Origin of the sequence: Billgrantia zhangzhouensis (assembly GCF_021404465.1) — a bacterium.
Taxonomy (GTDB): Bacteria; Pseudomonadota; Gammaproteobacteria; order Pseudomonadales; family Halomonadaceae; genus Halomonas; species Halomonas zhangzhouensis.
The window spans coordinates 130,995-153,540 of the sequence record NZ_JABFTT010000006.1; the positions used below are offsets into that span (position 1 = coordinate 130,995).

The window sequence follows — 22,546 nt, forward strand, 5'->3', positions numbered from 1 at the left end:
CGCTGACGAAGCGCTTCCTCATTCCTCTGCCTGGTGCTCCAGTTCATCGGGCTGTTGCTCGTCATGGTATTGCCGGATGCCTCTTGGCCAGGCATAGACCAGCGCCTTGAGCAGCGTTGCCAGGGGGATGGCGAAGAAGATGCCCCAGAACCCCCAGACGCCGCCGAAGAACAGCACGGCCACGATGATCGATACCGGGTGCAGGTTGACCGCCTCGGAGAACAGGATCGGCACCAGCACGTTGCCATCGAGCGCCTGGATCACGCCATAGGCGATCAGTACGTAGAGGAACTGCTCGCTCATGCCGAAATGGAAACCAGCCACGGCGGCCACCGGCAGGGTCGCCACGGCGGCTCCGATGTAGGGAACCAGCACCGAGAACCCCACCAGCACGGCGAGAAGCGCCGAATAGGGCAGCCCGAAGAAGGCGAAGGTGAAGAACGATACCGTGCCGACGATGATGATCTCGACGAACTTGCCGCGTACGTAATTGGCGATCTGGGTATCCATCTCCTGCCAGATTCGCGTCATCAGCGAACGCTGCTGGGGCAGGAGCGATAGCGTAAAATTCACCAACTGCTCGCGGTCCTTGAGCAGGAAGAAGACCAGGATCGGCACCAGCACCAGGTAAATGATCAGGGCCAGGATGTTACCCAGCGAGGCCAGTGAAAGGGTCAGGGCGCGCTGACCGAACTGGGTCAGCTCGCGTCCCGCCACGGCGATCCACTCCTGGACCTGGTCCGGTGTGACCAGGTTGGGGTAACGCTCCTGCACGTCGTCCAGCCAGCGCTGGCCGCTGGCGACGATTCGTGGCGTTTCCTGCACCAGCCCCACGAGCTGGTTCCATATCAGTGGCATCAGAATGAAAGCCAGGGCCAGGAATACGCCGATGAAGGCAAGAAAGACCAACGTCACCGCCATCAGGTGCGGCACGCCGCGCCGCGTCAGGGCGTTGACACCGCCTTGCAACAGGAAAGCGATGACCAGGGCGGTGAGGAACGGCGCCAGCATGCGGCCGAAGAGAATCACCACGGCGAAGCCGAACACCAGCAGCACCAGCAGGATGACCGCTTCCTCGTCGGAGAAGTAGTGCTCGATCCAGCCCTTGAAAACCGCGCGCAAGGTCATGCGACAGGCTCCTCGCCCTTGCGCAGCCAGTAATGGTAGATCTCGCCGCGCTCCTCTCGTCCCACCAGCACATGAATGCTGTTCTCGGCGAAGGTTTCGAAGTCACGCCAGGAGCCAGCATCGGTCGCCATGATCTCGAGTACCTGGCCAGCCTTGAGCCGGGCCAGCGCCTGCTTGGCCTTCAACAATGGCAGCGGGCAGGGCAGGCCGCAGGCATCGAGTACATCATCTGGTTGCACAGCCATGTCGTCTCCCGGGAAAATATCGAACGTTCCTGCAAGTTAGGCAGCGGCCCTTGCAGGAAAGTGCAAAACCCTTGAGATTTAAAGGCACTTTGCGGGCCGAATCAATGTCGGATGGTTTATCCTCCGCCGCTTCGAACGAGATAGGCACATGCTGCGCAACTCCCGACTCAGCCTGACCACCGCTGCCACGGCCCTGGCCCTGGCCCTGGCGGCCCCCGCCCCGACGGTCGCCACGGAGGACTATAGACTACCCAGCCTGACCGGCAGCAGCCAGGCCATGCACGGCGAGGAGTTCCGCCTGGGCCGAGCCTGGCTGCGCCAGTTTCGCGCCCGGGCTCCACTCTGGCAGGACCCTATCGCACAGGAGTACATGGAATCGCTGGTATCGCGCCTGATTCCTTACAGCGGTCTCTCCGACACTCGCACCGTGGTCACGCTGGTGGACAACCGCGCCCTCAACGCCTTTGCCGTGCCGGGTGGGGTGATAGGTGTCAATACCGGCCTGTTCGCCTTCGCCAACGAGGAGGATGCCGTCGCTTCGGTGCTGGCCCACGAACTGGGCCACCTTTCCCAGCGCCACTTTGCCCGGGGGCAGGCGCGGGCCGAACAAACCCAGCTACCCGCCATGGCCGCGATGCTGGCCGGTATGTTGATTGCTGCCAGCGGCGGAGGTGACGCCGGCATCGCTGCCGCCATGGGTTCCCAGGCGGCCTTCATTCAGGATCAGCTCGCCTACTCGCGGCGCTTCGAGCAGGAAGCCGACCGCCTGGGCATGCAGACCATGGCCCAGGCCGGCTTCGACCCCGACGCCATGGTCAGGATGTTCCGCGCCATGCAGCGCCAGGTGAGCCTGCAGGGGGGGAACCCACCGGAGTTCCTTCTCACTCACCCGCTCACCGAGTCGCGTATCAGCGATGCCGAATCCCGTGCCTCTCAGCTCACCGCCGTGCGCCCCCGCGAGGGTGACCCGAGCTATCACTTGGTCCGCGCCCGGGCATTGCTGACGGTTCATCAGCGCGATCCGCAGCAAGCAGCAACGCGTCTGGCCCAAGACAACGCCCCGGAAGTTGCCAGGCGCTATCTGGACGCCCTGATCGCTGCCCATCAGGGGCAGACCGATACCGCGCTGACTCAGCTCGACTCCCTGGCCCAGGAGCTGCCCGACCTGGCCATCATGCCGGTGAGTGCCGCCGAAGTGGCGTTCGATGCCGGCCGCTACGACGATGCCATCGAACGCAGCCGACGCATCCTGCGCCTGATGCCTGGCCATATGCCGGCCACCCGCATCCTGGGCGAGGCCCTGCTGCAACGCGATCCTAACGAGGCTTACCGCATCCTGCGCGAGCTGTCCGACCGCCGTCCCGAGGACCCGCAGGTCTTCACTTTGCTCGCCGAAGCTGCGGGCCGCAGCGGCCGCGAGGCCTGGGGCCACCTGGCCCGGGCCGAGCAGATGCAGCTCACCGGCGACATTCAACGCGCGATTCGTCAGCTCGACGTGGCCCGCCAGGTCGCCGAGCAGAGCGGCGACACCAACGCCCGGGCGCGCATCGAGCAGCGGCGCGAGGACTTCGTCGGCTATCGCGAGACGATGGAGAAGTTCTGAGCCGCGAGCCGCGAGCCGCGAGCCACGAGCAGTTTAGGGTAAAAAAGCCCGAAGCCCGAAGCTCAGGAATTGAAATTGAGCATCCGCTCCAGCGGCTTGAGCGCGGCCCGACGCAGCTCGGCGTCGACGAAGATTTCGCCACTGCCTTCGCGCAAGGCGCCGGCCAGGTTGTCCAGCGCATTCATCGCCATCCACGGGCAGTGAGCGCAGCTCCTGCAGGTCGCGCCATTGCCGGCGGTGGGCGCCTCGAACAGGGTCTTCTCGGGCACCATCTGCTGCATCTTGAAGAAGATGCCACGGTCGGTGGCAACGATCAGCTTGTCGTGAGGCAGCTCCTTGGCCGCCTTGATCAACTGCGAGGTGGAGCCGGCCACGTCGGCCAGCGCCACCACCGAGGCCGGCGACTCCGGGTGCACCAACACGGCTGCCTCGGGATAGAGCCTTTTCAGGTCCTCGATTCCCTTGGCCTTGAACTCCTCGTGGACGATACAGGCACCGTCCCACAGCAGCATGTCGGCACCGGTCTTTTGCTGGATGTAGCTGCCCAGATGCTTGTCCGGCGCCCACAGGATCTTTTCGCCGCGGGCTTGCAGGTGCTCGATGACGTCCACCGCGATGGAAGAGGTCACCACCCAGTCGGCGCGCGCCTTGACCGCCGCCGATGTGTTGGCATAGACCACCACGGTACGGTCGGGATGCTGATCGCAGAAGGCACTGAACTCCTCGGCCGGGCAGCCGATGTCGAGCGAACAGGTCGCCTCCAGCGTAGGCATCAGCACACGCTTCTCGGGCGACAGGATCTTGGCCGTCTCGCCCATGAAACGCACTCCGGCCACTACCAGGGTATCGGCATCGTGGCGTGCACCGAAGCGGGCCATTTCCAACGAGTCGGCCACGCAGCCACCAGTCTCCTCGGCCAGCTGCTGGATGGCATCGTCGGTGTAGTAATGGGCGACGAGCACCGCATTGTGCTGAACGAGCAGACGCTTGATCTCCTCGATGCGAGCCTCGTCTTCGGCGGGAATGCGGGTGGGGCAGTAGGCGCGGGCGAGATGCTCACGCACCTCGACGCGGGAAGTCATGATCGTCATCGTGTCTACCACTGTGACTGGCAGGGGCTCCCCCTGCGTGTACCGGGTATATCGCGAGTCGTACGCTCCGTACGGGCGATACGCCTTGGGCCGGCAGCGTCTCTCGCCACCGGGCCCGTCACGTCATCTTACACCAGATTCCGCGGCGAAGTGACACTCCGCGGGACGCTCTGCCCTTGAGATGGAGCCATACCCGAGAAGTTCAACCCTCCCCGCCTGGAACGGACCGTGGGCGAATGCTATCTTGCCCAGCCTGCCAACAACGGAACGGACTCGTGCCGGTCAAACGTCGACTCCAGGAGCTCTCGCCCAGCCAGCGCACGATCCTGGATCTGCTGCGCAACCACGAGGGCTCATCCCGCGCCGAGCTGGCGGTGCTCGCCGGCCTCTCGCCCGCGGCCCTGACGCGCCAGATCAAGGAACTGCTGGATCTCGGCCTGGTCATGGAGGGCGCCCGGCGCTCCGGGCTGCGCGGCCAGCCCGCCCTGCCGCTCTCGCTGCGCCCCGAGGCGGCCTACTCCATCGGCCTGGCCTTCTCCCTGCATGAAATAGAGGTCGTCGGCATCGATTTCCGCGGCATTCGTGTCGCTCGGTTGAGCCGCCCGCTGCGCTGCCACGGCGCCACGGCGCTGACCCGGCAGTGCAGCGCCATGGTGCGCGAACTGGAGGGCATGCTGCCGCGGTGACCGGTGATCGGCGTCGGTATCGCCCTGCCCGGCTATTTCCGCCCCGGCAGGCCCATCGTCATGGAGACCTTCGACGCCCTGGTCGAGCTCGCCGGGGTCGACCTCGACATCTTTCTCTCCGCCTTCGAGCGCCCGACCTGGGTGGAGAACAACTCCACCGCCGCCGCGCTGGCCGAGTACTACAGCCGCACCGATCACCGGGTACGCCACCTCGCCCTGGTCAACGTCGGCTATGGCTTCAGCGCCGGCTTCGTGATCGACGGCAAACTCTATCGCGGCCGCCACGGCAACGCCGGAGAGATCGGCCGCCTCTATCCCCGTGGCACGCCGCGCCCCTCGGCGCTGGACTTGGTCGAGACCCTCCGCGCGAGCGGCACGCGGATCGCGGGCGGGGCCGACATCGATGCCGCCCTGGAACGCGCCGATCCCCGCCTCGACGCCTGGATCGAACGCGCCGGCGACCAACTGCATCATGCCATCTCTCTGCTCGACTGCACGCTCGCACCCGACGAAATTGTCCTCGGCGGCCAGATTCCCGCTCCCCTCGCCGCCAGGCTCGGCGACGCGGTTTCCCATCTGCGCGCCCAGCAAGGTCGCGACACCCGCTTTCGCGTCTCGCCTCTCGGGCCTCTTGCCTCGGCGCTCGGCGCGGCCTTCCTGCCGATCTATCGCACCTCCTCTCCACGCCTGGGTCAGTCCCCCTCACCCCGCGGCTGACGCCACCACGCCCGGCACTGTCATGGTGTCATTAAATTGACACCGTCAATTTAATATCATGCCCAGACGAACGGCGCCCCTGAGCGCTCCGTTGCCACGCGGCCCCGGCACCTGCACGGGCTGCGCCACTGCACAGAACCGGGAGAGGCGATATGCGTCCGAGCAAGACCCAAGCGACCCTGCTGGCGGCCACGCTGCTGGTGGCCGCACCCAACATGCCGGCCCTGGCCCAGGACTGGCCCAACGAAGAACTGGTGATCAGCGTGATCGTGCCGCACGCCGCGGGCGGCGGCACCGACTCCGCCATACGGCCACTGGTCGAGGAGATGCGCCAGCATCTGCCGGCGCGCCTGCAGGTGGCCAACATCGGCGGTGCCGGCAGCGCCCAGGGCACCGACGAGTTGCTGAGCCGGCCCGCCGACGGTTACTCCCTGCTCATTGCCGGCACCCACACCATCGGGGCCACCATGCAGGGTCTGACCGAGGGCTACCATGAACTCGAGCAGGTCGCCGCGCTCAACTGGGACGCCTTCATCGTCGCCGTGCTCGCCGACCGCCCCTACACCACCTTCGCCGAGTTGGTGGAAGCGGCCCAGGAGGAACCCGGCACCCTCTGCCTCGGCAACGCCGGCATGGGCGGCGCGACGGGGATCGCCTCGGTCGCCATCAACCTCGCTTTCGACCACGCCTTCAACGTCACACCCTTCGACGGCGGGCAAAATCTGCGCACGGACGTCCTCGGGGGGCGCTGCGAAGCGGGCATCTTCTCCCAGTCGGAACTGCTCTCCAATCTCGACGACTTCCAGCCGCTGGCTATCCTGACCGACGAGCGCAGCACCCTGGAGGCATTCCGCGAGGTTCCCACACTGGCCGAGGCGGGTTTCGACAATCTCGAGGTGCCCGGCGGCTCCTTCCGCTCCATCGCCGTGCGCGCGGGCACGCCGGACGAAGCCAAGCAGGCGCTGGCCGAGGCGATCGGCGCGGCTTACGAATCCGACGCCTACCAGCGCTTCATGCAGGAGCAGGGCATCATCTCCACCTTCTCCGTGCTCGACGAGGCCCAGGCCTATTTCGACGAGTTGGTGGCGGGCTACGAGCCGGTCGTGCGTGAAGCCGGCCTCTATCGCGAGTGATGGCGATGCCTGTTCGGCCTCCCCTTGCGCTGGCGCTCCCCCTTTCCCTGTTCCTGTTCGCGCTGGGTTACATCGCCTTCACCCTGAGCCTCGATGTGGAGCGCATGATCGGCGATGACGCGGGTTACGATCCGGGCAGCCGGATCGTGCCGCTCACGGTGGCCCTGATCCTGGCCGTCACCATGCTGTGGGAGGCACTCAAGGCACGCCATGGGGCGACGGCTTCGGCGGAGCACGGCGGCGAGGCGGGAGTGGAGCCGGCACCGAGACTGTTGGCACTCCATGTCGCCCTGGCGGTCGCCTTCGTCGTACTGTTTCGGCCCCTGGGCTTCATTCTCGCCTCCACCCTGCTGCTCTATGGCCTGACCCTGCTCAACCTGCGCCACGTGACGCATCGCATCGGCATGCTCGGCGGCCTCGCCGGGCTGGCCGGGCTGGCCGTCGCCCTGGCCTATGCCACCGCCCTCTACTCACTGGCGCGCGGGACGATCCGCGCCGGCTTCTGGCTGGCCCGGGAGCATGGCGCGACCCTGGCCCGGGAGCCCAACGCCCAGGCATTGTGTGTCGCCCTCGCGCTCGCCCTGGCCATGCTCCTGGCCGGGCAGGCGCTGCGCCGGCTGATCGCCGACCCACAGCGGCGCCTGCTGATCCAGGTGTCGGTCGGCGCGACCATGGCCGTCTATGTCGTCTTCCGTCTGCTGTTCCTCGTCCAACTGCCCGCCGGCCTGCTGAGCTGGTGATGGCGGGCCCCCATCCTCAAAGGTATTTCCATGCATGATTTGGCCGCCGGGTTGCAGCTCATACTGAGCATCGAGACCCTGCTGTGGATCGCCGCCGGCTCCATCCTCGGCATCGTGCTGGGCGCCCTGCCCGGGCTCTCCGCCACCATGGGCGTCGCGCTGATGCTGCCGGTCAGCTTCCACCTGCCCACCGCCACCGGTGTGGCAATGCTGCTCGCGGTCTACGCCGGCGCCGTGGCCGGCGCCTCCATACCGGCGATCCTGCTCGGCACCCCGGGCAACCCCAACGCCATCGCCACCATCGCCGACGGCTTGAAGATGGCCAAGCAGGGCCGCGCCGGACTGGCGCTAGGCAGCGCGGCCCTGGCCTCGCTGATCGGCGGCCTGTTCAGCCTCATCGTGCTGATGAGCTTCGCTCCGTTACTGGCGCGGGCGACCTTGCTGTTCGGGCCGGTGGAGAAGTTCGGCCTGGCCCTGCTTGGCCTAACGCTCATCGCCTCCATCTCCGGCGGTCAGGTCGTGCGCGGCATGGCCATGGCGGCCTTCGGCATCCTCCTGGCCCTGCTTGGTTCCGACCCTTATACCAACGCGCCGCGCATGCCCTTCCCCGAGATCTTCGCACGCACGCCCCTGCACAACGGCATCGAACTCATTCCCGCCCTGATCGGCCTGTTCGGCGTCTCCCAGGCCTTGGTCGATCTCGAACGCCTCAAGGCCCCCAGGCCGGCGGTCCCCGCCCTGCGCCTGCGCAACCTGTTTCCTTCCGCCGCGCGGCTGAAGCGGATGTGGCGCGTCCTGCTCGAATCGAGTGGCATCGGTACCCTCGTCGGCATGCTGCCCGGCGCGGGCGCCAGCATTGCCGTGTTCCTCGCCTACGACAGGGCCCGGGCGCTGACCCACACGCCGGACTCGGGCCTGGAAAGCACCGGTAGCGGCAGCGTCGAGGGCGTCATGGCACCGGAATCGGCCAACAATGCGGTGACCGGCGGCGCCATGGTCCCCGTTCTCACCCTGGGCATCCCTGGCGACGCGGCCACCGCCGTGGTACTGGGCGCGCTGATGATCCAGGGGGTGGTGCCGGGCAATGAGCTGTTCATGCACAACATGCCACTGGTCTACGCCATCTTCATCGGCATGGCCTTCGCCCTGGTCGCCATGTTCGCCTTCCAGCTCATCGGCGTGAGGCTGTTCCCGCACATTCTGCGCGTGCCACTCTCCTTGCTGATCCCCCTGGTACTGCTACTCTCCCTCGTCGGCACCTTCGCGGTGGACGGCCAAGCCGTGACCAAGGCCACCTACAACATGGGCGTCGCCCTGGCGATGGGCCTGATCGGCTACGCGATCAAGAAAGCCGGCTATCCCCTCGTGCCCCTGGTGCTGGGTCTGATCCTCGGCGCCATGCTCGAGGATAACTATCGCCTGGCCGTCAAGCTGGCGCGGGGCGACCAGTGGGTCTTCTTCCAGAGCCCGATTCTGCTCGGCATGCTCGCCCTCATCGCCCTAATCCTGTTCCTGCCACGGCTCAAGCGGGCCGGCATCCTCCGTGGAGCCCGCCCATGAGCGCCACTCGTCCGGTCACCTCCCTCACTCCCGTTGCCCCCAAGCGGCGGCGCGCCATGTTGGCCGCCGCCGGCAACAGCGCCGAACATGCCCATCTGCATGCGCAAGTCGCGGCGTTCGGCGAGGTCGCCCTGGCGGGCTTTCCCGAGCGCCCCCTGCCACCGGGCCCGCTGCGGGTCGCCGCCTGGAACGTGCAGCAGTGCCACTTTCCCCTGCGCAGCGGCAGACTGCTCGCCGCCCATGGCTTCGACATCGTGCTATTGAGCGAACTCGACGTGGGCATGCGCCGTACCGGCCAGCACGACTCGATTCGCCTGCTGGCCGAAGCCCAGCGCCATGGTCACGCCTTCGGGCTTGAATTTCTCGAACTGACCGCCCCCGCCAGCCCCTTCCACCCGACGCGGAGCGTCGAGGCCAACCTGCACGGTTTCCATGGCAACGGCCTCACCGCAGCGGCACAGCCCTCCGCCGTCGGCTTGATCCATCTCCCCAGCGAGGCGGACTGGTTCAGCGCACCGCGCCGCGGCCAGCACCGCCTGGGCGGACGCATGGCGCTAGCGGCACGCTTCGCGCGAGCGGGCGGCAGCATCGTCGTGGTTTCGGTGCACCTCGAGAGCGACACCGGCCCGGCGGGGCGGGGGCGTCAGATGGCCCATCTGCTCGAGGCCGTCGATGCCTTCGCCGCTGGCGACCCCGTGCTGATCGGCGGCGACTTCAATGCCGGCGCCCGCCATCCCCACCGAGATCATCGCGACGAGCCGCTGTTCGATATCGCCCGCGACCACGGTTATGCCTGGGAAGACTTCAATCTGTCCGCGCCGACCTCACGCCACAGCCTCGTACCCAACGCTGCCCAGCAGGCCGACGCTCATTACGACTGGTTCTTCGCCCGGGGGCTGGTCGGCACGGCCCCTCGCATCGTGCCGGCTCTCGACGGTGACACGCCCCTCTCCGACCATGAACTCATCGCCGTCACCATCGAACCGGCGGCCTGAAGCCAGGCCACGGAGCGAGGCAGCCCCCAGGTAACGCAACGCGAGACGCTTCGAGATGCCACGAGACCCTCAAGAGATGCTGCCGGTAGCGGCCGCCACCCGCGCCAAGTTCTTCGCCGACGGCCGCGCACGGCCCTATCCCGGCAACACCATCGTCACGCACCTGGCCCCCCACGGGGCCGACTTCGCCGCCCTGGTTGAACTGTCGCGGGAGCTACGCACCGCCCCTGGCACTCGGGCCCACACCTTCCTGCCCTGCGACAGCTTCCACATGACGCTCTTTCGCGGTGTCAACGACCGGTTGCGCGATCCCCGGGAATGGCCGGAGGACATCGACCTCGACACCCCCCTGGACAGCGTGACGGACATCTTTCTGCAACGCCTGGCCGGGGTCCGGCTACCGGAACGCTTCCCCATGCGCCCCTGCGCACTGACGCTCAATGCCAGCGGTGAGATCCAACTGATCCTGCGCGGGAAGGACGCGGCCACCGAACGGGCCCTCGCCACGGCGCGCCATACCCTGCACCACCGTCTGCGTCATCGGCGCAGCGGAGACGACGCCTACCGTTTCCATATCACGCTCGCCTATCGTACTCGCGCGCTCAGCGTGGCCAGCCATGCCGAACTGGAACGCCATCTCGTAGAGCGTTACCGGCGCTTCGCATCGAGCTGCACCACACTCACCCTGCATACCCCGACTCTATGCCGCTATCGGGATATGCTGGCCTTCGCTGGCGTCGCGCCGCTCACCGGCGCGTAAAACGGACACGCCCCCGCCTCGCAAGCGAGACGGGGGCGTCGGCAATCTGGTGGGTCGTGTAGGATTCGAACCTACGACCAATTGGTTAAAAGCCAACTGCTCTACCAACTGAGCTAACGACCCAGCACTTGTAGCAAGCTTCCAGGCCCGGAAGTGGTGGGTCGTGTAGGATTCGAACCTACGACCAATTGGTTAAAAGCCAACTGCTCTACCAACTGAGCTAACGACCCTTCCGAACGGGTGCAGATATTACTGATCACACCCTTGGCTGGCAAGGACTTTTTTTGACTTTCGTCCTGCCTGCGTTCGCTATCTGCCCTTGGGGCTCCTGGGCTTACGCATCGCCTGCACCGGGCGGCGCTTGTGCTTGTCACGGCTCCAGCGGTTCTTCTCGTCCGGCGTCAGCTCGGGCACCTTGCGTGGCGCCAGGCCGGCCGCCAGGGCCAGGTCGTCGATTTCGTCCTGGGAGAGTTCCACCCACTCACCGGCCTTGGCCCGCTTGTCGAGGAAGATATTGCCATAGCGTACCCGCTTCAGGCGGCTGACCGTCAGCCCCTGGGACTCCCATAGGCGGCGAACCTCGCGGTTGCGCCCTTCCATGATCACCACGTGAAACCAGGTGTTGATGCCCTCGCCGCCGAATTCCTGCACGTCGGTGAAGCGCGCCGGCCCGTCCTCGAGCATGACGCCCTCGACCATGGCCACCACGTGCTCCTTGCGCACTTCTCCCATCACCCTCACGGCGTACTCGCGCTCGATCTGGGTGGAAGGATGCATCAGCCGGTTGGCCAGCTCGCCGTCGGTGGTGAACAGCAGCAGACCGCTGGTATTGATGTCCAGGCGGCCAATGGCGATCCAACGCTCGCCCTTCAGGCGCGGCAGGCGTTCGAACACGGTTCGCCGGCCTTCCGGATCCTTGCGCGTGCACAACTCGCCTTCCGGTTTGTTGTACATGATCACCCGGCGCGGCGTTTCCTCGGCCCCACGCAGGGTCACCGGGCGGTCGTCGAAGGCGACCCGGTCGCGCATCTCGATGCGGTCGCCGAGGGAGGCAACCTTGCCGTTGACCTTGACGCGCCCGGCCTCGATGGCCGCTTCCATCTCGCGGCGCGAGCCCAGGCCGGCGCGGGCCAGGACCTTCTGCAGTTTTTCGGTGTTGCTGGTCATGTGTCGTCTGACTTCTCGTCTACGGTGGATTCCGCCCCCGCTCCGCCGTCATCATCGACGCTGGTGCGGGCACGTTCGGCCAGGCGTGCCTCGAGATCGGCAAAGCTCAGCCCTGGCCTGTCGGACGCCTTCCCGGCGTGTGCTACGTCGGCCGTCCCGGCCGTCGCTTCGGCAAGCGTATCCTCTGTGGCGATACGCTCATTCCCATCTTCGCTATCTTCGCCGTCTTCGTCTTCGAAGTCGTCACCGCCGTCACCGACGTCTTCCTCGCTTCCGCTCGATGCCTCATCGGCCTGCGCCAGCAGAGTGCTGGGCGGCGGCGGCGCCTCATCCTCGAATATCGGCTCCGCCATCCCCTTCAGCTCATGCATGGGCGGCAGTTCGTCCAGCGTCTTGAGCCCGAAGTCGTCAAGGAACTGGCGAGTGGTGGCATAAACCGCCGGGCGGCCCGGTACGTCACGATGTCCGACCACCCGAATCCAGCCGCGTTCGGCCAGTGTGCGCATGATCGAACTGCTCACCGCTACCCCGCGCACCTCCTCGATGTCGCCGCGAGTCACCGGCTGGCGATAGGCAATCAACGCCAGGGTTTCCAGCAAAGCCCGGGAGTAGCGCTGTGGACGCTCGTCCCACAAGCGCGACACCCAAGGCGAAAGACGTGGACGAATACGCAGTTGGTAGCCCGAAGCCGTCTCGATCAGCTCCATGGCACCACGGTCGTGGCGCGCCGCAACTTGCTCCAGCGCCTCACGCAGACTGCGCCGTTGCGGCCTCTCGTGGTCGTCGAACAACCCTTCGAGGCGCTCCAGCGACAGCGGCTCGGCGGCAGCAAGCAGGGCCGCCTCGAGGATCTCGTCGAGGCTGTCAGGCAGCTCCATGGCCGTCATGCGGTATCGCCCTCCCCGGACATCCTCTCCTCTGCTTCGACCAAGGATTCTACGGCAAAAGGGCTCTCGACATCGGTACCGTCGTCGTAGACCTCCTCCTCGGCTTGCTCTCGCGGCGCCCGGGCACGCACATGGATCGGCGATAGCGGGGCGTTCTGCACGATTTCGATCATCGCCTCCTTGGCTAGTTCGAGAATGGCCATGAAGGTGACGATAACACCGGCGCGTCCCTCCTCCAGGGTGAACAGCGCCTCGAACGGCGTGTAGTGCTCGTGATTGAGCCGGTCCATGATCGCCAGCATGCGCTCGCGGGTCGATAGTACCTCGCGTCCCACCTGGTGGGCCTGGTTGAGTTCGGCACGGCGCAGGATGCCGGCCAGGGCCCCGAGCAACTCGTCGAGCTCCACGTCGGGGTGGATCACCCTTGCCTGCAACGGCGGCAGCGCCGCCCGCGCCGGAAACCAGTCGCGGCCCACCCGCGGCAGCTCGGCCAACGCCTCGGCAGCGCTCTTGAGCTGCTCGTACTCCTGCAGGCGGCGGATCAGCTCGGCGCGCGGATCCTCCTCCTCGTCATCGCCCGCCTCCTTGGGCGGGCGCGGCAGCAGCGTACGCGACTTGATCTCGGCCAGCATCGCTGCCATCAGCAGATACTCGCCGGCCAGCTCGATCTCCATGGCCTTCATCAGCTCCACGTATTCGATGTACTGGCGAGTGATGGCGGCCACGTCGATGGCCAGGATATCCAGGTTCTGGCGACGAATCAGATAAAGCAGCAGGTCGAGCGGCCCCTCGAAGGCTTCGAGAAAGATTCGCAGCGCTTCCGGCGGAATGTAGAGATCCTCGGGCAGCTCGGTGATCGGCTCGTCGAACAGACGCGCCAGTGCCTCCGTCTGCACCGCGGCATCGGACGTCTCGTGCCGCTCCGGCGTGTCCATCTGGGGCATCTCGCTCACGCGGGGCCTGGCCTCCCGGCAGGGCTCGTCTGAAGGTCGATCGCACAGTCTAGCAAGAGCGCAAGGGTCAGGGTAAGCCCGATTCAGCCTTCGTACCAGCGTCCATCGGGATCCCGCCGAGCGGCTCCACCGATGCCACCTCCCCGCGAATGCGGGCGCCGGCGACGCATTCCAGCCGCCTGGCCTCCAGGGAGCCCTCAACGCGCGCCTGCGATAGCAGCGTGATCTTGTCGCCGGCCTTGACCATGCCTGCCACTTGCCCATCTACGCTGACCTTATGGCCTTCCAGATACGACGATACCCTACCGCTCATCGTCACCATGACAGGATGGTCCTGGGCAATGATGGCGCCTTCGATGCGACCCTTGACCACTACCGGTTCACGCGCAACCAGGTTGCCCGACACGTGCGTCGCCAAGCCGATACGGCTGCCTTCGGGAAAATGGGCGGTGGGCGACGTCTCGACACTTGCCGTCTCGACAACCTGCTCGCTCATTGGCTCGGCCGGAAGCGGATGCGCTCGGGCAGCCGCCACTTCCGGCGCCGCGCTCGGCGGCAGGTCCGCCGCCAGGCGTTGTTTCTTGCGCCGTCCGCCATCCCAGACGATCAGCGTCATGGTGGCCACGCCAAGAAAGATAAGCCATGTCTGAATGCCCACGTTCCTACTCCATGTCCTCGTATCATTCCTTATAGGTGTCAGGTCTCGCGCACGGTGTCGAGAAAAGGCTGCTGGATACTGCATAGCTCAACGCTTTGATATCACCACAAGCGAGCTAGGCTGCTTGGCTACTCGTCGATCTTGGAGGGCTGCATGTTCCACAAGGCAAAGCATCGTCAACCGGAGGCAACGGCGACCAGCGTCGTCACCACCGATACCGACCGGACTCCGCTCCGCCAGGAGATGTCCGCGCCACGATCCAGCGTTTCGGTGATCGGCAGCCACACTAGCGTACACGGGACCATCGATGCCGGTGAGGACCTGACCGTCGAAGGACACGTCGAGGGAACGATCACCTGCAAGCAGAATACCGTCACCCTGGGGGATGGGAGCCGTATTCTCGGCGATGTCTACGCCCATACCCTGCATGTTTCTGGTGAGGTCGAAGGTAACCTGGTGGCATCGCACCGGGCCACGATTCACAAGAGCGCCAATGTCAGGGGAACGATCGTGACACCGTGCCTGATGCTCGAGGATGGCAGCGCTTTCCATGGCAATATCGACATGGATCCCGAGAATGCCCTTCTCAAGGAGGCTTTCGGAGAGCTTGCCGCCAGCAGACAAGCCCCCTCCTTCTCGCCGTTCGAGGATGGCGACACCGAGAAGGATGGCTCCGGCGAGCCCTTCACCGAACCTAGGCAAGATAGCGAGCCCCGGCAGGCGGAAGATTCGACCTGACCCGATTCGCCTACTCCGCCGTCTCGGCCTTGCGAAAGCGGCCGGTGTAGTCGAAGAGTTTCTCGCGCACCTGCCAGTGGCGCCCCACCTTGCGCCCCACGACGAAGTCGGGGTGGCGCAGACGCCGACGCTCGGCGATGACTTCCTCCGCGCTCATTGGCTGCCAGCGCGCTCCCGGTGCGCGCAGGTGGTCGCGTAGGAACACGGCACCGAAGGCGGCACGCTGGGCGGGGGTTTCCAGGGCAAACCACTCACTCAGGCTCGCCCCATCCTCGTCATGATAGGTGACCTTGAGCCGTGGCAGCCCACGCCCATTGACGGTGGCTTCGAGCTGCATGCCGGCTACCCGCAGCACGCGGGCATCTCTGAGGCGCAGCGCCTCCTTGAGCTTGTCGTCGGCATCGACCAGCAGGGTTTGGCAGCCGTGGCAGCGCCGCGCGGCGATATCGTTCTCGGCGCCGCAGTCGCCACACACCTTGAAGCGAAAGCGAAAATCGCACTGGCCGCGCTTGCCCGATTCGTCCTCGACCAGCCCCTGACAGCGGCGGCCGAAGTGTTCGATGACGATCTCGCCCTCCTTGCGACCCCAGAACAGGTTGGCGTGGCCGCAGGCGGGGCACTCGACCTGTACCGGCTCGGTGTCCGAGGCCGGGCGCGGGCTGCCCACTTCCGGCGCGTAGAGGTCCCAGGGATTGCCGGCGTAGTCGAGGATCAGGCAGTCGCCCTTGCCCGGGGCCAGGCGCAGGCCGCGACCGACGATCTGCTGGTAGAGACTCACCGACTCGGTAGGCCGCAAAATGGCGATCAGATCGACATGAGGCGCGTCGAAGCCGGTGGTGAGCACCGCCACGTTGACCAGGTACTTGAGTTCGCAGGCCTTGAAGGCGGCAATGATGCGTTCTCGCTCGCGCGATGGCGTCTCGCCGGTGATCAGCGCCGCCTCGGCGGCCGGCAGGTAGCCGAGCACCTCCTCGGCATGAGCCACGGTGGCAGCGAACAGCATCACACCACGACGCTTGGCGGCGCGCTCGACGATCTCGGCGACGATGCCCGGCGTGGCGCGGTTGCCCGCCGTCACCCGGTTGAGTTCCTCTTCCCGGAACAGGCCGTTCGCGCTTGGCGCCAGCGCCGAGAAATCGTAGCGTTCGACCGCCGCATCGATACGTCTCGGCGGCGCAAGGTAACCCTGCTTGACCATCAGCCGCAGCGGCTGCTCGAACACGCAATCGCGAAAGAAGCAATCCTCGTCACCGCGCACCATACCGTGATGATGGCGATGGTAGATGAAGCCCTGCCCCAGGCGATAAGGCGTGGCGGTCAGCCCCAGCACCTTCAGCCGGGGATTGGCCCGGCGCAGGCGTTCGATCACACGACGGTAGCTGGCATCCTTGTCCGGCGAGACCCGGTGGCATTCATCGATCACCAACAAGGTGAATTGGCCCTGTTCCTGAGCGGACGCATCGAAGTACTCGATGTTGCGCACCACCGACTGTACCGAGCCGAACACCACTTGACGGGCACTCTCCTTGCGCCCCAGCCCGGCGCTGAAGATATCCGCCTCGAGCCCATAGGCCAGGAACTTGGCATGGTTCTGCTCCACCAGCTCGCGCACATGGGCCAGCACCAGTACCCGCCCGCGAGCAAGTCGCGCCAACTCGGCGATCACCAGCGACTTGCCGCTGCCGGTGGGCAACACCACCACCGCCGGCTCGTCGGAGTTGCGAAAGTGTGTTACGACGCGGTGCACGGCCTCGTGCTGGTAGGGCCGCAGCGATGGCGCGGTCACTACGAACCCTTGAAGCGCGGCTCACGACCGGCCATCCGGGCCGCCACCGCTTCCAGTTGTTCCTCGCCGCCGAGCAGGCCGCGCTGCAGACTGGCCTCCAGCGCCAGGCGCTCGCGCTCGGACATGCCGGCCGAGCGGGCGAAGAGTTCACGCGCCGCAGCCACTGCCTTGGGCGAGCGGGCCGCCACCGACGTGGCGATATCGCGTGCGATACGATGGGGGTCGTCGGCCAGACGAGTGGCCAGGCCGAGCGAAACGGCTTCGCGACCGTCCACTTTGCGCCCGGTCCAGGCCAGCTCGCGCAACACGTCGCTGCGAATACTCTCTCCTGTCACGCTGATGCCCATGTCGGGAATGATGCCCCAGACGATCTCCAGCAACGCCAACCGGGCCTCGGGATGTACGACACGAACATCAGCGCCCAGGGCGATCTGCAACCCACCGCCATAGACATGCCCATGCAAGGCGGCAATCACCGGTACGCCGGCGTCGCGCCAACCCAGCGCCAGGCGCTGCACCGGGTTGATGCCCTGCTCGTCGGGAGCCAGCAGCGAGGGCAGCCGCTCCGGGCGGGACATGATCGCGGCCATGTCGAGTCCAGCACAGAAACTCTCTCCCTCACCTTCGAGCACCACGGCACGCAGCCCTTCGAGTTCGCACAGGTGCTGCTGTGCCGCCAGCAGCGCGTCGATCATTGCCCAGTCGAGACCATTGTGCTCGCGCGGCCGTGCCAGGGTAACCTCGGCGACGTGGTCTTGAAACGCCAGTGTCACCCGTTCATGGAAAACTTGTCGTGTCATGCCTGCTGCCTCGTGTCGTCCACCCAGGCAGTCTGGCGCGACGGCTACAGTTGTCAAACATTCGTTTCAATTTCCTTCAATGGTTGTTCGCCGGTTCGTCTATAGTAAAGATTCAGTGCTGTGTCGGACGAGGCCACGAGAGGGCATAGGTGATGCATGTGGCTTACGTCATACCAGTGGATGGAATCACTGCTTCATCAGACCTAGACGTCGCGAAACTTGATGAAGGTCATGCAAACCGGGGGTATTTCTAGAGCACCATGTCAACCGCAGGATTTGCGGTGGGAGTGACTGTTGCTCGACCTTCGACAAGAGGACACTGCCATGCCAGAAAGACCAACCACGAACGCTAGGCTCGCCCTGGTACTGGATGAGTTCTTGACACTCGCAGAGGCACACGAGCGCGCCGAGGTGGCACGCTACCGACGCCTCGCCTTCAGTTTCCTACCCTTCGATACCGCCGTGAGCCGCTTGATGGCCTCGCTGGGTATCCAGTGCGAAATGCGCGTCGAGGAACTGCGCCGCCTCTCGCGCCAACTGGACCTATCGGAACCCCATGCGATTCAGCCTTCTCAGGCCACCGTGCCTCCTCCCTTCTTCATCGATACGCCTTTCCTGGCCTTCGAGACCTTGACCCAGGCGGTGAACGATGCCGAAACCTCGCTGCGCTTCCACAAGCATCTGCGTGAAGCCAGTACCGTTCCGGCTCTCTATCCCGCCCTGACCTCGGTAATCAAGCAGAAACAGGCGGAACAGGCCGTGCTGGAGGGGTTTCTCGCCTCCCGTAACGAGTTTGCTCAGATGGAACAGCGCGCCTGAGGCTAGGCAGCGCCTGTCGGATTCACAGCATCACGGCTGGGACGAGCCAGAACAGCGTGGAACGAAGAGGCGGCCCGGGGCCGCCTCATTCATTTTGCCGGGAGCGAACTCAGCCCAGCCATACGCGAGCGTTGCGGAACAGACGCATCCAGGCCCCGTCGCGGGTCCATTCCGCGGGGCGCCAGGAATTGGTTACCGCCCGCACCACGCGCTCGGGATGCGGCATCATGATGGTGACACGACCGTCCGGAGTGGTCAGGCCGGTGATGCCGGAAGGCGAACCGTTGGGGTTGGCCGGGTAATGGGTGGTCACTTGGCCGTAGTTGTCGATATAGCGCAGGGCGACCTGCGCACTGCCCTGCATGCTGCGCAGATGAGCGCTGTTGCGGAACTCGGCGCGCCCCTCGCCATGGGCCACGGCGATAGGCAGCCTCGAGCCCTCCATGCCAGCCAGCAGAATCGATGGGCTCTGCTCCACCTGCACCATGGCCACCCGCGCCTCGAACTGCTCGGACTCGTTGCGCACGAAGCGCGGCCAGTTCTCGGCGCCGGGAATCAACTCCTTCAACTGGGCAAGCATCTGGCAGCCGTTGCACACGCCGAGGCCGAAGCTGTCGTCGCGCTCGAAGAACGCCGCGAACTGCTCCCGTGCGCGCGGGTTGAACAACACCGACTTGGCCCAGCCGCCACCGGCACCCAGCACGTCGCCGTAGGAGAAGCCGCCGCAGGCGACCAACCCCTTGAACGCTTCGAGGGAGACCCGCCCTTCAAGGATATCGCTCATGTGCACGTCCACCGCCTCGAAGCCGGCATGGTCGAAGGCCCAAGCCATCTCCAGGTGGCCGTTGACGCCCTGTTCACGCAGGATGGCCACCGCCGGGCGCGCCGTGTTGACGAAGGGGGCCGCAACGTCCTCGTCGACCTCGAAGGTAGCACTGACCGAGAGGCCCGGGTCGCGGCCATCGAGCAGGCCGTCGAACTCGTTCTTGGCGCAGTCGGGGTTATCGCGCAGCGCCTGCATGCGATAGCTGGTCTCGGCCCAGGTACGCTGGGCCAGCAGCCGGGTGGTCTCGAGCAGCGGCTCCTCGAACAGGGTCACGCGCACTTGGTCATCGTAGCGTGGCCGGGCAATGACACCGCAGGTCTCGATACCGGCGGCGGCAAACTGGGCCAGCACTTCCTCGGTATGTTGCCGATTGACCTGGATCACTGCGCCAAGCTCCTCGGCAAACAGCGCATCCACCGCCTGGGTCGGCTCATCGATCAGCCAGTCGAGCTTGATCTCGAGACCGGCATGGGCAGCAAAGGCCATCTCCAGCAACGTGACCAGCAGGCCGCCGTCGCTGCGGTCGTGATAGGCCAGCAGCTTGCCATCGGCGTTGAGCCCCTGGATCACGGCGAAGAAGGCCTTGAGGTCGTCAGGGTCGTCGAGGTCGGGGCACTCGTCGCCGAGCTGACCGTAGACCTGCGCCAGCGCAGAGCCGCCCAGGCGGTTCTTGCCACCGCCCAGGTCGATCAGGATCAGGTCTGACTCGTCCTGGTCGAGGTTGATCTGCGGCGTGAGGGTCTTCAGCGCATCGGTGACCGGGGCGAAGCCGGTGACCACCAGCGACAGCGGCGCGGTGATGCTCTTTTCCTCAGCCTCGTCACCCTCCCCGGCCTGCCAGGCGGTGCGCATGGACATGGAGTCCTTGCCCACCGGAATGGCGATGCCGAGCTTCGGGCAGAGTTCCATGCCCACGGCGTGAACGGCATCGTACAGCGCCTGGTTCTCGCCGACATGATCCGCGGCGCTCATCCAGTTGGCGGAGAGCTTGATGTCGCCGAGCTTAGCGATGGGCGCTGCCGCCAGGTTGGTAATGGTCTCGGCCACTGCCAGCCGGGCGCTCGCGGCCGGGTCGATCAATGCCACCGGCGGGCGCTCGCCCATGGCCATCGCCTCACCGGCATGGGTATCGAAGCTTGCGGTGGTCACGGCAACGTCGGCCACCGGCACCTGCCACGGACCGACCATCTGGTCGCGGGCCACCATGCCGGTGATGGAGCGGTCGCCGATGGTGATCAGGAAGCTCTTCGAGGCCACCGTAGGCAGGCGCAGCACACGCTCCATCGCCTCGCGCAGATCGAGGTTGTCGAGCATTACGCCGGGCAGCTCCAGCGACTCGCGCTGGAACTCGCGCTGCATCTTGGGCGGCTTGCCGAACAGCACGCTCATCGGTAGGTCGACCGGTTTCGTCGTGAAATGGCCGTCGCGCACTTCGAGATGATGCGACTCGACGGCCTCGCCCACCACCGCGTAGGGGCAACGTTCACGCTCGCACAGCGCATCGAAGGTATCGAGATCCTCCGGCGCCACCGCCAGCACGTAGCGCTCCTGGGCCTCGTTGCACCAGATCTCCAGCGGGCTCATGCCGGGCTCGGCGTTGGGCACCGCACGCAGCTCGAAGCGGCCACCGCGCTCGCCGTCCTTGACCAGCTCAGGCAGGGCGTTGGAGAGACCGCCGGCGCCGACATCATGGATGAAGCGGATGGGGTTGGCCTCGCCCAACGCCCAGCAGCGGTCGATCACCTCTTGGGCACGCCGCTCGATCTCGGCGTTCTCGCGCTGCACCGAGGCGAAGTCGAGGTCGGCGCTGGAGGCACCGGAGGCCATCGACGAGGCCGCACCGCCGCCCAGGCCGATCAGCATGGCGGGCCCGCCCATCACGATCAGCTTGCCGCCCACCGGGATCTCGCCCTTCTGGACGTGGCCCTCGCGGATGTTGCCGTAGCCGCCGGCGATCATGATCGGCTTGTGGTAGCCGCGACGCTCGATGCCGCCGGCTCCCAGGGTGTCCTGTTCGTAGGTACGGAAGTAGCCAGTCAGGTTGGGACGACCGAACTCATTGTTGAACGAGGCCCCACCGATCGGTCCTTCGAGCATGATCGAAAGCGCCGACTGCATGCGCTCGGGCTTGCCGTAATCGAACGCCTCCCAGGGCTGAACGAACTCGGGAATACGCAGGTTGGAAACGGTAAAGCCGGTCAGGCCCGCCTTGGGCTTGCCGCCGATACCCGTCGCCCCTTCGTCGCGGATCTCGCCGCCGGCGCCCGTGGCCGCACCCGGGAAGGGGGCAATGGCAGTGGGATGGTTGTGGGTCTCCACCTTCATCAGGATATGGATCGGCTCGCGATGCGCGGCGTACACCGCGCGCTCCGCAGCCTTGCCGGTCAGCGGCGCGGCGAAGAAACGACCTGCCTCGGTGCCCTTGATCACGGCAGCGTTGTCGCTGTAGGCCGAAAGGATGTCCGCGGGCGAGGCCTGGTAAGTGTTCTTGATCATCTTGAACAGCGAGTGGCTCTGCGCCTCGCCGTCGATTATCCAGTCGGCGTTGAAGATCTTGTGCCGACAGTGCTCGGAGTTGGCCTGGGCGAACATCATCAGCTCGACGTCGGTAGGGTTGCGCTGAAGTTCGCGGAACGCCCCGACCAGATAGTCGATCTCGTCCTCGGCCAGCGCCAGGCCCAGCGCGACGTTGGCCTCCTCCAGCGCTGCGCGACCGCCTTCCAGGATATCCACCCGCCCCAGCGGAGCCGGCTCGTGATGGGCAAACAGCCGAGCGGCATCGGAGGCGTCGGTCAGTACGCTCTCGGTCATGCGGTCGTGGAGGATCTCGACCATTGCGGTGAAAGCCGCCTCGGACATCGGCGCCTTGAGCGCCACCCGATAGGCGATGCCGCGCTCGAGTCGGCGTACCCGGGCCAGACCACAGTTGTGGGCAATGTCAGTGGCCTTGGACGACCATGGCGACTGGGTGCCGATTCGCGGCACCACCAGGAACAACTGGCCTTCGGCATGGTCCGCATCCTGGGAGTCATCGCCCGCGCTCCTGCTGCCGTAGTCGAGCAGTCGGCCGAGGAGAGCCCGTTCATCGTCGGACAGTTGATCGTCGTGATCCACGAAATGCACGTAATTGGCGTGCAGGGACTCGACCTCGGGAACCCGTGCGCGCAGGGCAGCCAGCAGCTTGTCGTGACGGAAAGCGGAAAGGGCAGGCGCGCCTCGAAGTTCGAGCATGTCTTGAAGCCTCTGAAGCAAGC

General features: G+C 65.9%; 20 protein-coding genes and 2 tRNA genes. 10 read left to right on the top strand and 12 right to left on the bottom strand.

All coding sequences use genetic code 11. The features are described 5' to 3' along the window. Positions 1-18: 18 nt before the first annotated feature. Entirely contained in the window at positions 19-1,128 is a 1,110-nt protein-coding gene (locus HOP51_RS09510; protein WP_234273675.1) for an AI-2E family transporter, read from the bottom strand. After that, on the bottom strand, positions 1,125-1,373 hold the full coding sequence (locus HOP51_RS09515) for a sulfurtransferase TusA family protein (protein WP_234273676.1): 249 nt from the start codon (positions 1,371-1,373) through the stop codon (positions 1,125-1,127). The genes HOP51_RS09510 and HOP51_RS09515 overlap by 4 nt, the downstream gene beginning before the upstream one ends. Positions 1,374-1,521: 148 nt before the next feature. On the opposite strand from HOP51_RS09515, the gene HOP51_RS09520 reads away from it, so the two are divergent. Next, a complete protein-coding gene (locus HOP51_RS09520) occupies positions 1,522-2,976 on the top strand; it encodes a M48 family metalloprotease (RefSeq protein ID WP_234273677.1) in 1,455 nt (484 codons plus the stop codon). A 62-nt stretch (positions 2,977-3,038) separates the two neighbouring features. Here HOP51_RS09520 and nadA read toward each other — a convergent pair whose 3' ends face one another. Continuing rightward, a complete protein-coding gene (gene nadA / locus HOP51_RS09525; RefSeq protein ID WP_234273678.1) occupies positions 3,039-4,067 on the bottom strand; it encodes a quinolinate synthase NadA in 1,029 nt (342 codons plus the stop codon). A gap of 275 nt (positions 4,068-4,342) precedes the next feature. Here nadA and HOP51_RS09530 point away from each other — a divergent pair, with 275 nt between their 5' ends. The 7 genes from HOP51_RS09530 to HOP51_RS09560 all read left to right on the top strand — a co-directional run bounded on the left by HOP51_RS09530 (position 4,343) and on the right by HOP51_RS09560 (position 10,658). Next, positions 4,343-4,753, top strand: a complete 411-nt coding sequence (locus tag HOP51_RS09530; protein ID WP_234273679.1) for a winged helix-turn-helix transcriptional regulator — start codon at positions 4,343-4,345, stop codon at positions 4,751-4,753. Positions 4,754-4,756: 3 nt separating this feature from the next. Beyond that, entirely contained in the window at positions 4,757-5,470 is a 714-nt protein-coding gene (locus HOP51_RS09535) for an ROK family protein (protein ID WP_234273680.1), read from the top strand. A 152-nt stretch (positions 5,471-5,622) separates the two neighbouring features. Next, a complete protein-coding gene (locus tag HOP51_RS09540; RefSeq protein ID WP_234273681.1) occupies positions 5,623-6,603 on the top strand; it encodes a Bug family tripartite tricarboxylate transporter substrate binding protein in 981 nt (326 codons plus the stop codon). Positions 6,604-6,608: 5 nt separating this feature from the next. Next, a complete protein-coding gene (locus tag HOP51_RS09545) occupies positions 6,609-7,343 on the top strand; it encodes a tripartite tricarboxylate transporter TctB family protein (RefSeq protein ID WP_234273682.1) in 735 nt (244 codons plus the stop codon). Positions 7,344-7,373: 30 nt separating this feature from the next. Further along, positions 7,374-8,903: a tripartite tricarboxylate transporter permease gene (locus HOP51_RS09550; protein WP_234273683.1), complete on the top strand. Its 1,530-nt coding sequence runs from the start codon at positions 7,374-7,376 to the stop codon at positions 8,901-8,903. After that, positions 8,900-9,898: an endonuclease/exonuclease/phosphatase family protein gene (locus HOP51_RS09555; protein ID WP_234273684.1), complete on the top strand. Its 999-nt coding sequence runs from the start codon at positions 8,900-8,902 to the stop codon at positions 9,896-9,898. The genes HOP51_RS09550 and HOP51_RS09555 overlap by 4 nt, the downstream gene beginning before the upstream one ends. A gap of 55 nt (positions 9,899-9,953) precedes the next feature. Continuing rightward, the gene (locus HOP51_RS09560) at positions 9,954-10,658 is read left to right on the top strand and encodes a DUF1868 domain-containing protein (RefSeq protein WP_234273685.1); all 705 of its coding nucleotides are present in this window, start codon (positions 9,954-9,956) and stop codon (positions 10,656-10,658) included. Between the two features lie 47 nt (positions 10,659-10,705). Here HOP51_RS09560 and HOP51_RS09565 read toward each other — a convergent pair. From HOP51_RS09565 to HOP51_RS09590, 6 genes are all read right to left on the bottom strand, one after another. Beyond that, a tRNA-Lys gene (locus HOP51_RS09565) sits at positions 10,706-10,781 on the bottom strand. Between the two features lie 31 nt (positions 10,782-10,812). Beyond that, positions 10,813-10,888, bottom strand: a tRNA-Lys gene (locus HOP51_RS09570). Positions 10,889-10,967: 79 nt separating this feature from the next. Then, positions 10,968-11,825 (bottom strand): 23S rRNA pseudouridine(2605) synthase RluB, encoded by an 858-nt coding sequence (rluB, locus tag HOP51_RS09575; RefSeq protein ID WP_159549878.1) that lies wholly within the window; start codon positions 11,823-11,825, stop codon positions 10,968-10,970. Next, on the bottom strand, positions 11,822-12,712 hold the full coding sequence (scpB, locus tag HOP51_RS09580) for an SMC-Scp complex subunit ScpB (RefSeq protein WP_234273686.1): 891 nt from the start codon (positions 12,710-12,712) through the stop codon (positions 11,822-11,824). Before scpB ends, rluB begins: the two co-directional genes overlap by 4 nt. Then, entirely contained in the window at positions 12,709-13,665 is a 957-nt protein-coding gene (locus HOP51_RS09585) for a segregation and condensation protein A (protein WP_407061794.1), read from the bottom strand. The genes scpB and HOP51_RS09585 overlap by 4 nt, the downstream gene beginning before the upstream one ends. Before the next feature lie 67 nt (positions 13,666-13,732). Then, a complete protein-coding gene (locus tag HOP51_RS09590) occupies positions 13,733-14,323 on the bottom strand; it encodes a bactofilin family protein (protein WP_234273687.1) in 591 nt (196 codons plus the stop codon). A 153-nt stretch (positions 14,324-14,476) separates the two neighbouring features. Between HOP51_RS09590 and HOP51_RS09595 the strand changes: the two genes are divergently transcribed. Next, on the top strand, positions 14,477-15,061 hold the full coding sequence (locus HOP51_RS09595; protein ID WP_234273688.1) for a bactofilin family protein: 585 nt from the start codon (positions 14,477-14,479) through the stop codon (positions 15,059-15,061). A 10-nt stretch (positions 15,062-15,071) separates the two neighbouring features. Here HOP51_RS09595 and HOP51_RS09600 read toward each other — a convergent pair whose 3' ends face one another. Together HOP51_RS09600 and HOP51_RS09605 are read right to left on the bottom strand one after the other, a co-directional pair. Then, positions 15,072-16,847: a DEAD/DEAH box helicase gene (locus HOP51_RS09600; RefSeq protein WP_234273689.1), complete on the bottom strand. Its 1,776-nt coding sequence runs from the start codon at positions 16,845-16,847 to the stop codon at positions 15,072-15,074. Further along, positions 16,847-17,647 carry a crotonase/enoyl-CoA hydratase family protein gene (locus HOP51_RS09605; RefSeq protein ID WP_234273690.1) on the bottom strand — a complete coding sequence of 267 codons (801 nt, stop codon included), beginning with the start codon at positions 17,645-17,647 and terminating at the stop codon, positions 16,847-16,849. The genes HOP51_RS09600 and HOP51_RS09605 overlap by 1 nt, the downstream gene beginning before the upstream one ends. Positions 17,648-17,971: 324 nt before the next feature. On the opposite strand from HOP51_RS09605, the gene HOP51_RS09610 reads away from it, so the two are divergent. Continuing rightward, on the top strand, positions 17,972-18,466 hold the full coding sequence (locus HOP51_RS09610) for a hypothetical protein (protein WP_234273691.1): 495 nt from the start codon (positions 17,972-17,974) through the stop codon (positions 18,464-18,466). 109 nt (positions 18,467-18,575) lie between these two features. On the opposite strand, the gene purL is transcribed toward HOP51_RS09610, so the two are convergent. Further along, positions 18,576-22,523 (bottom strand): phosphoribosylformylglycinamidine synthase, encoded by a 3,948-nt coding sequence (gene purL, locus HOP51_RS09615; protein ID WP_234273692.1) that lies wholly within the window; start codon positions 22,521-22,523, stop codon positions 18,576-18,578. Positions 22,524-22,546: the final 23 nt, after the last annotated feature.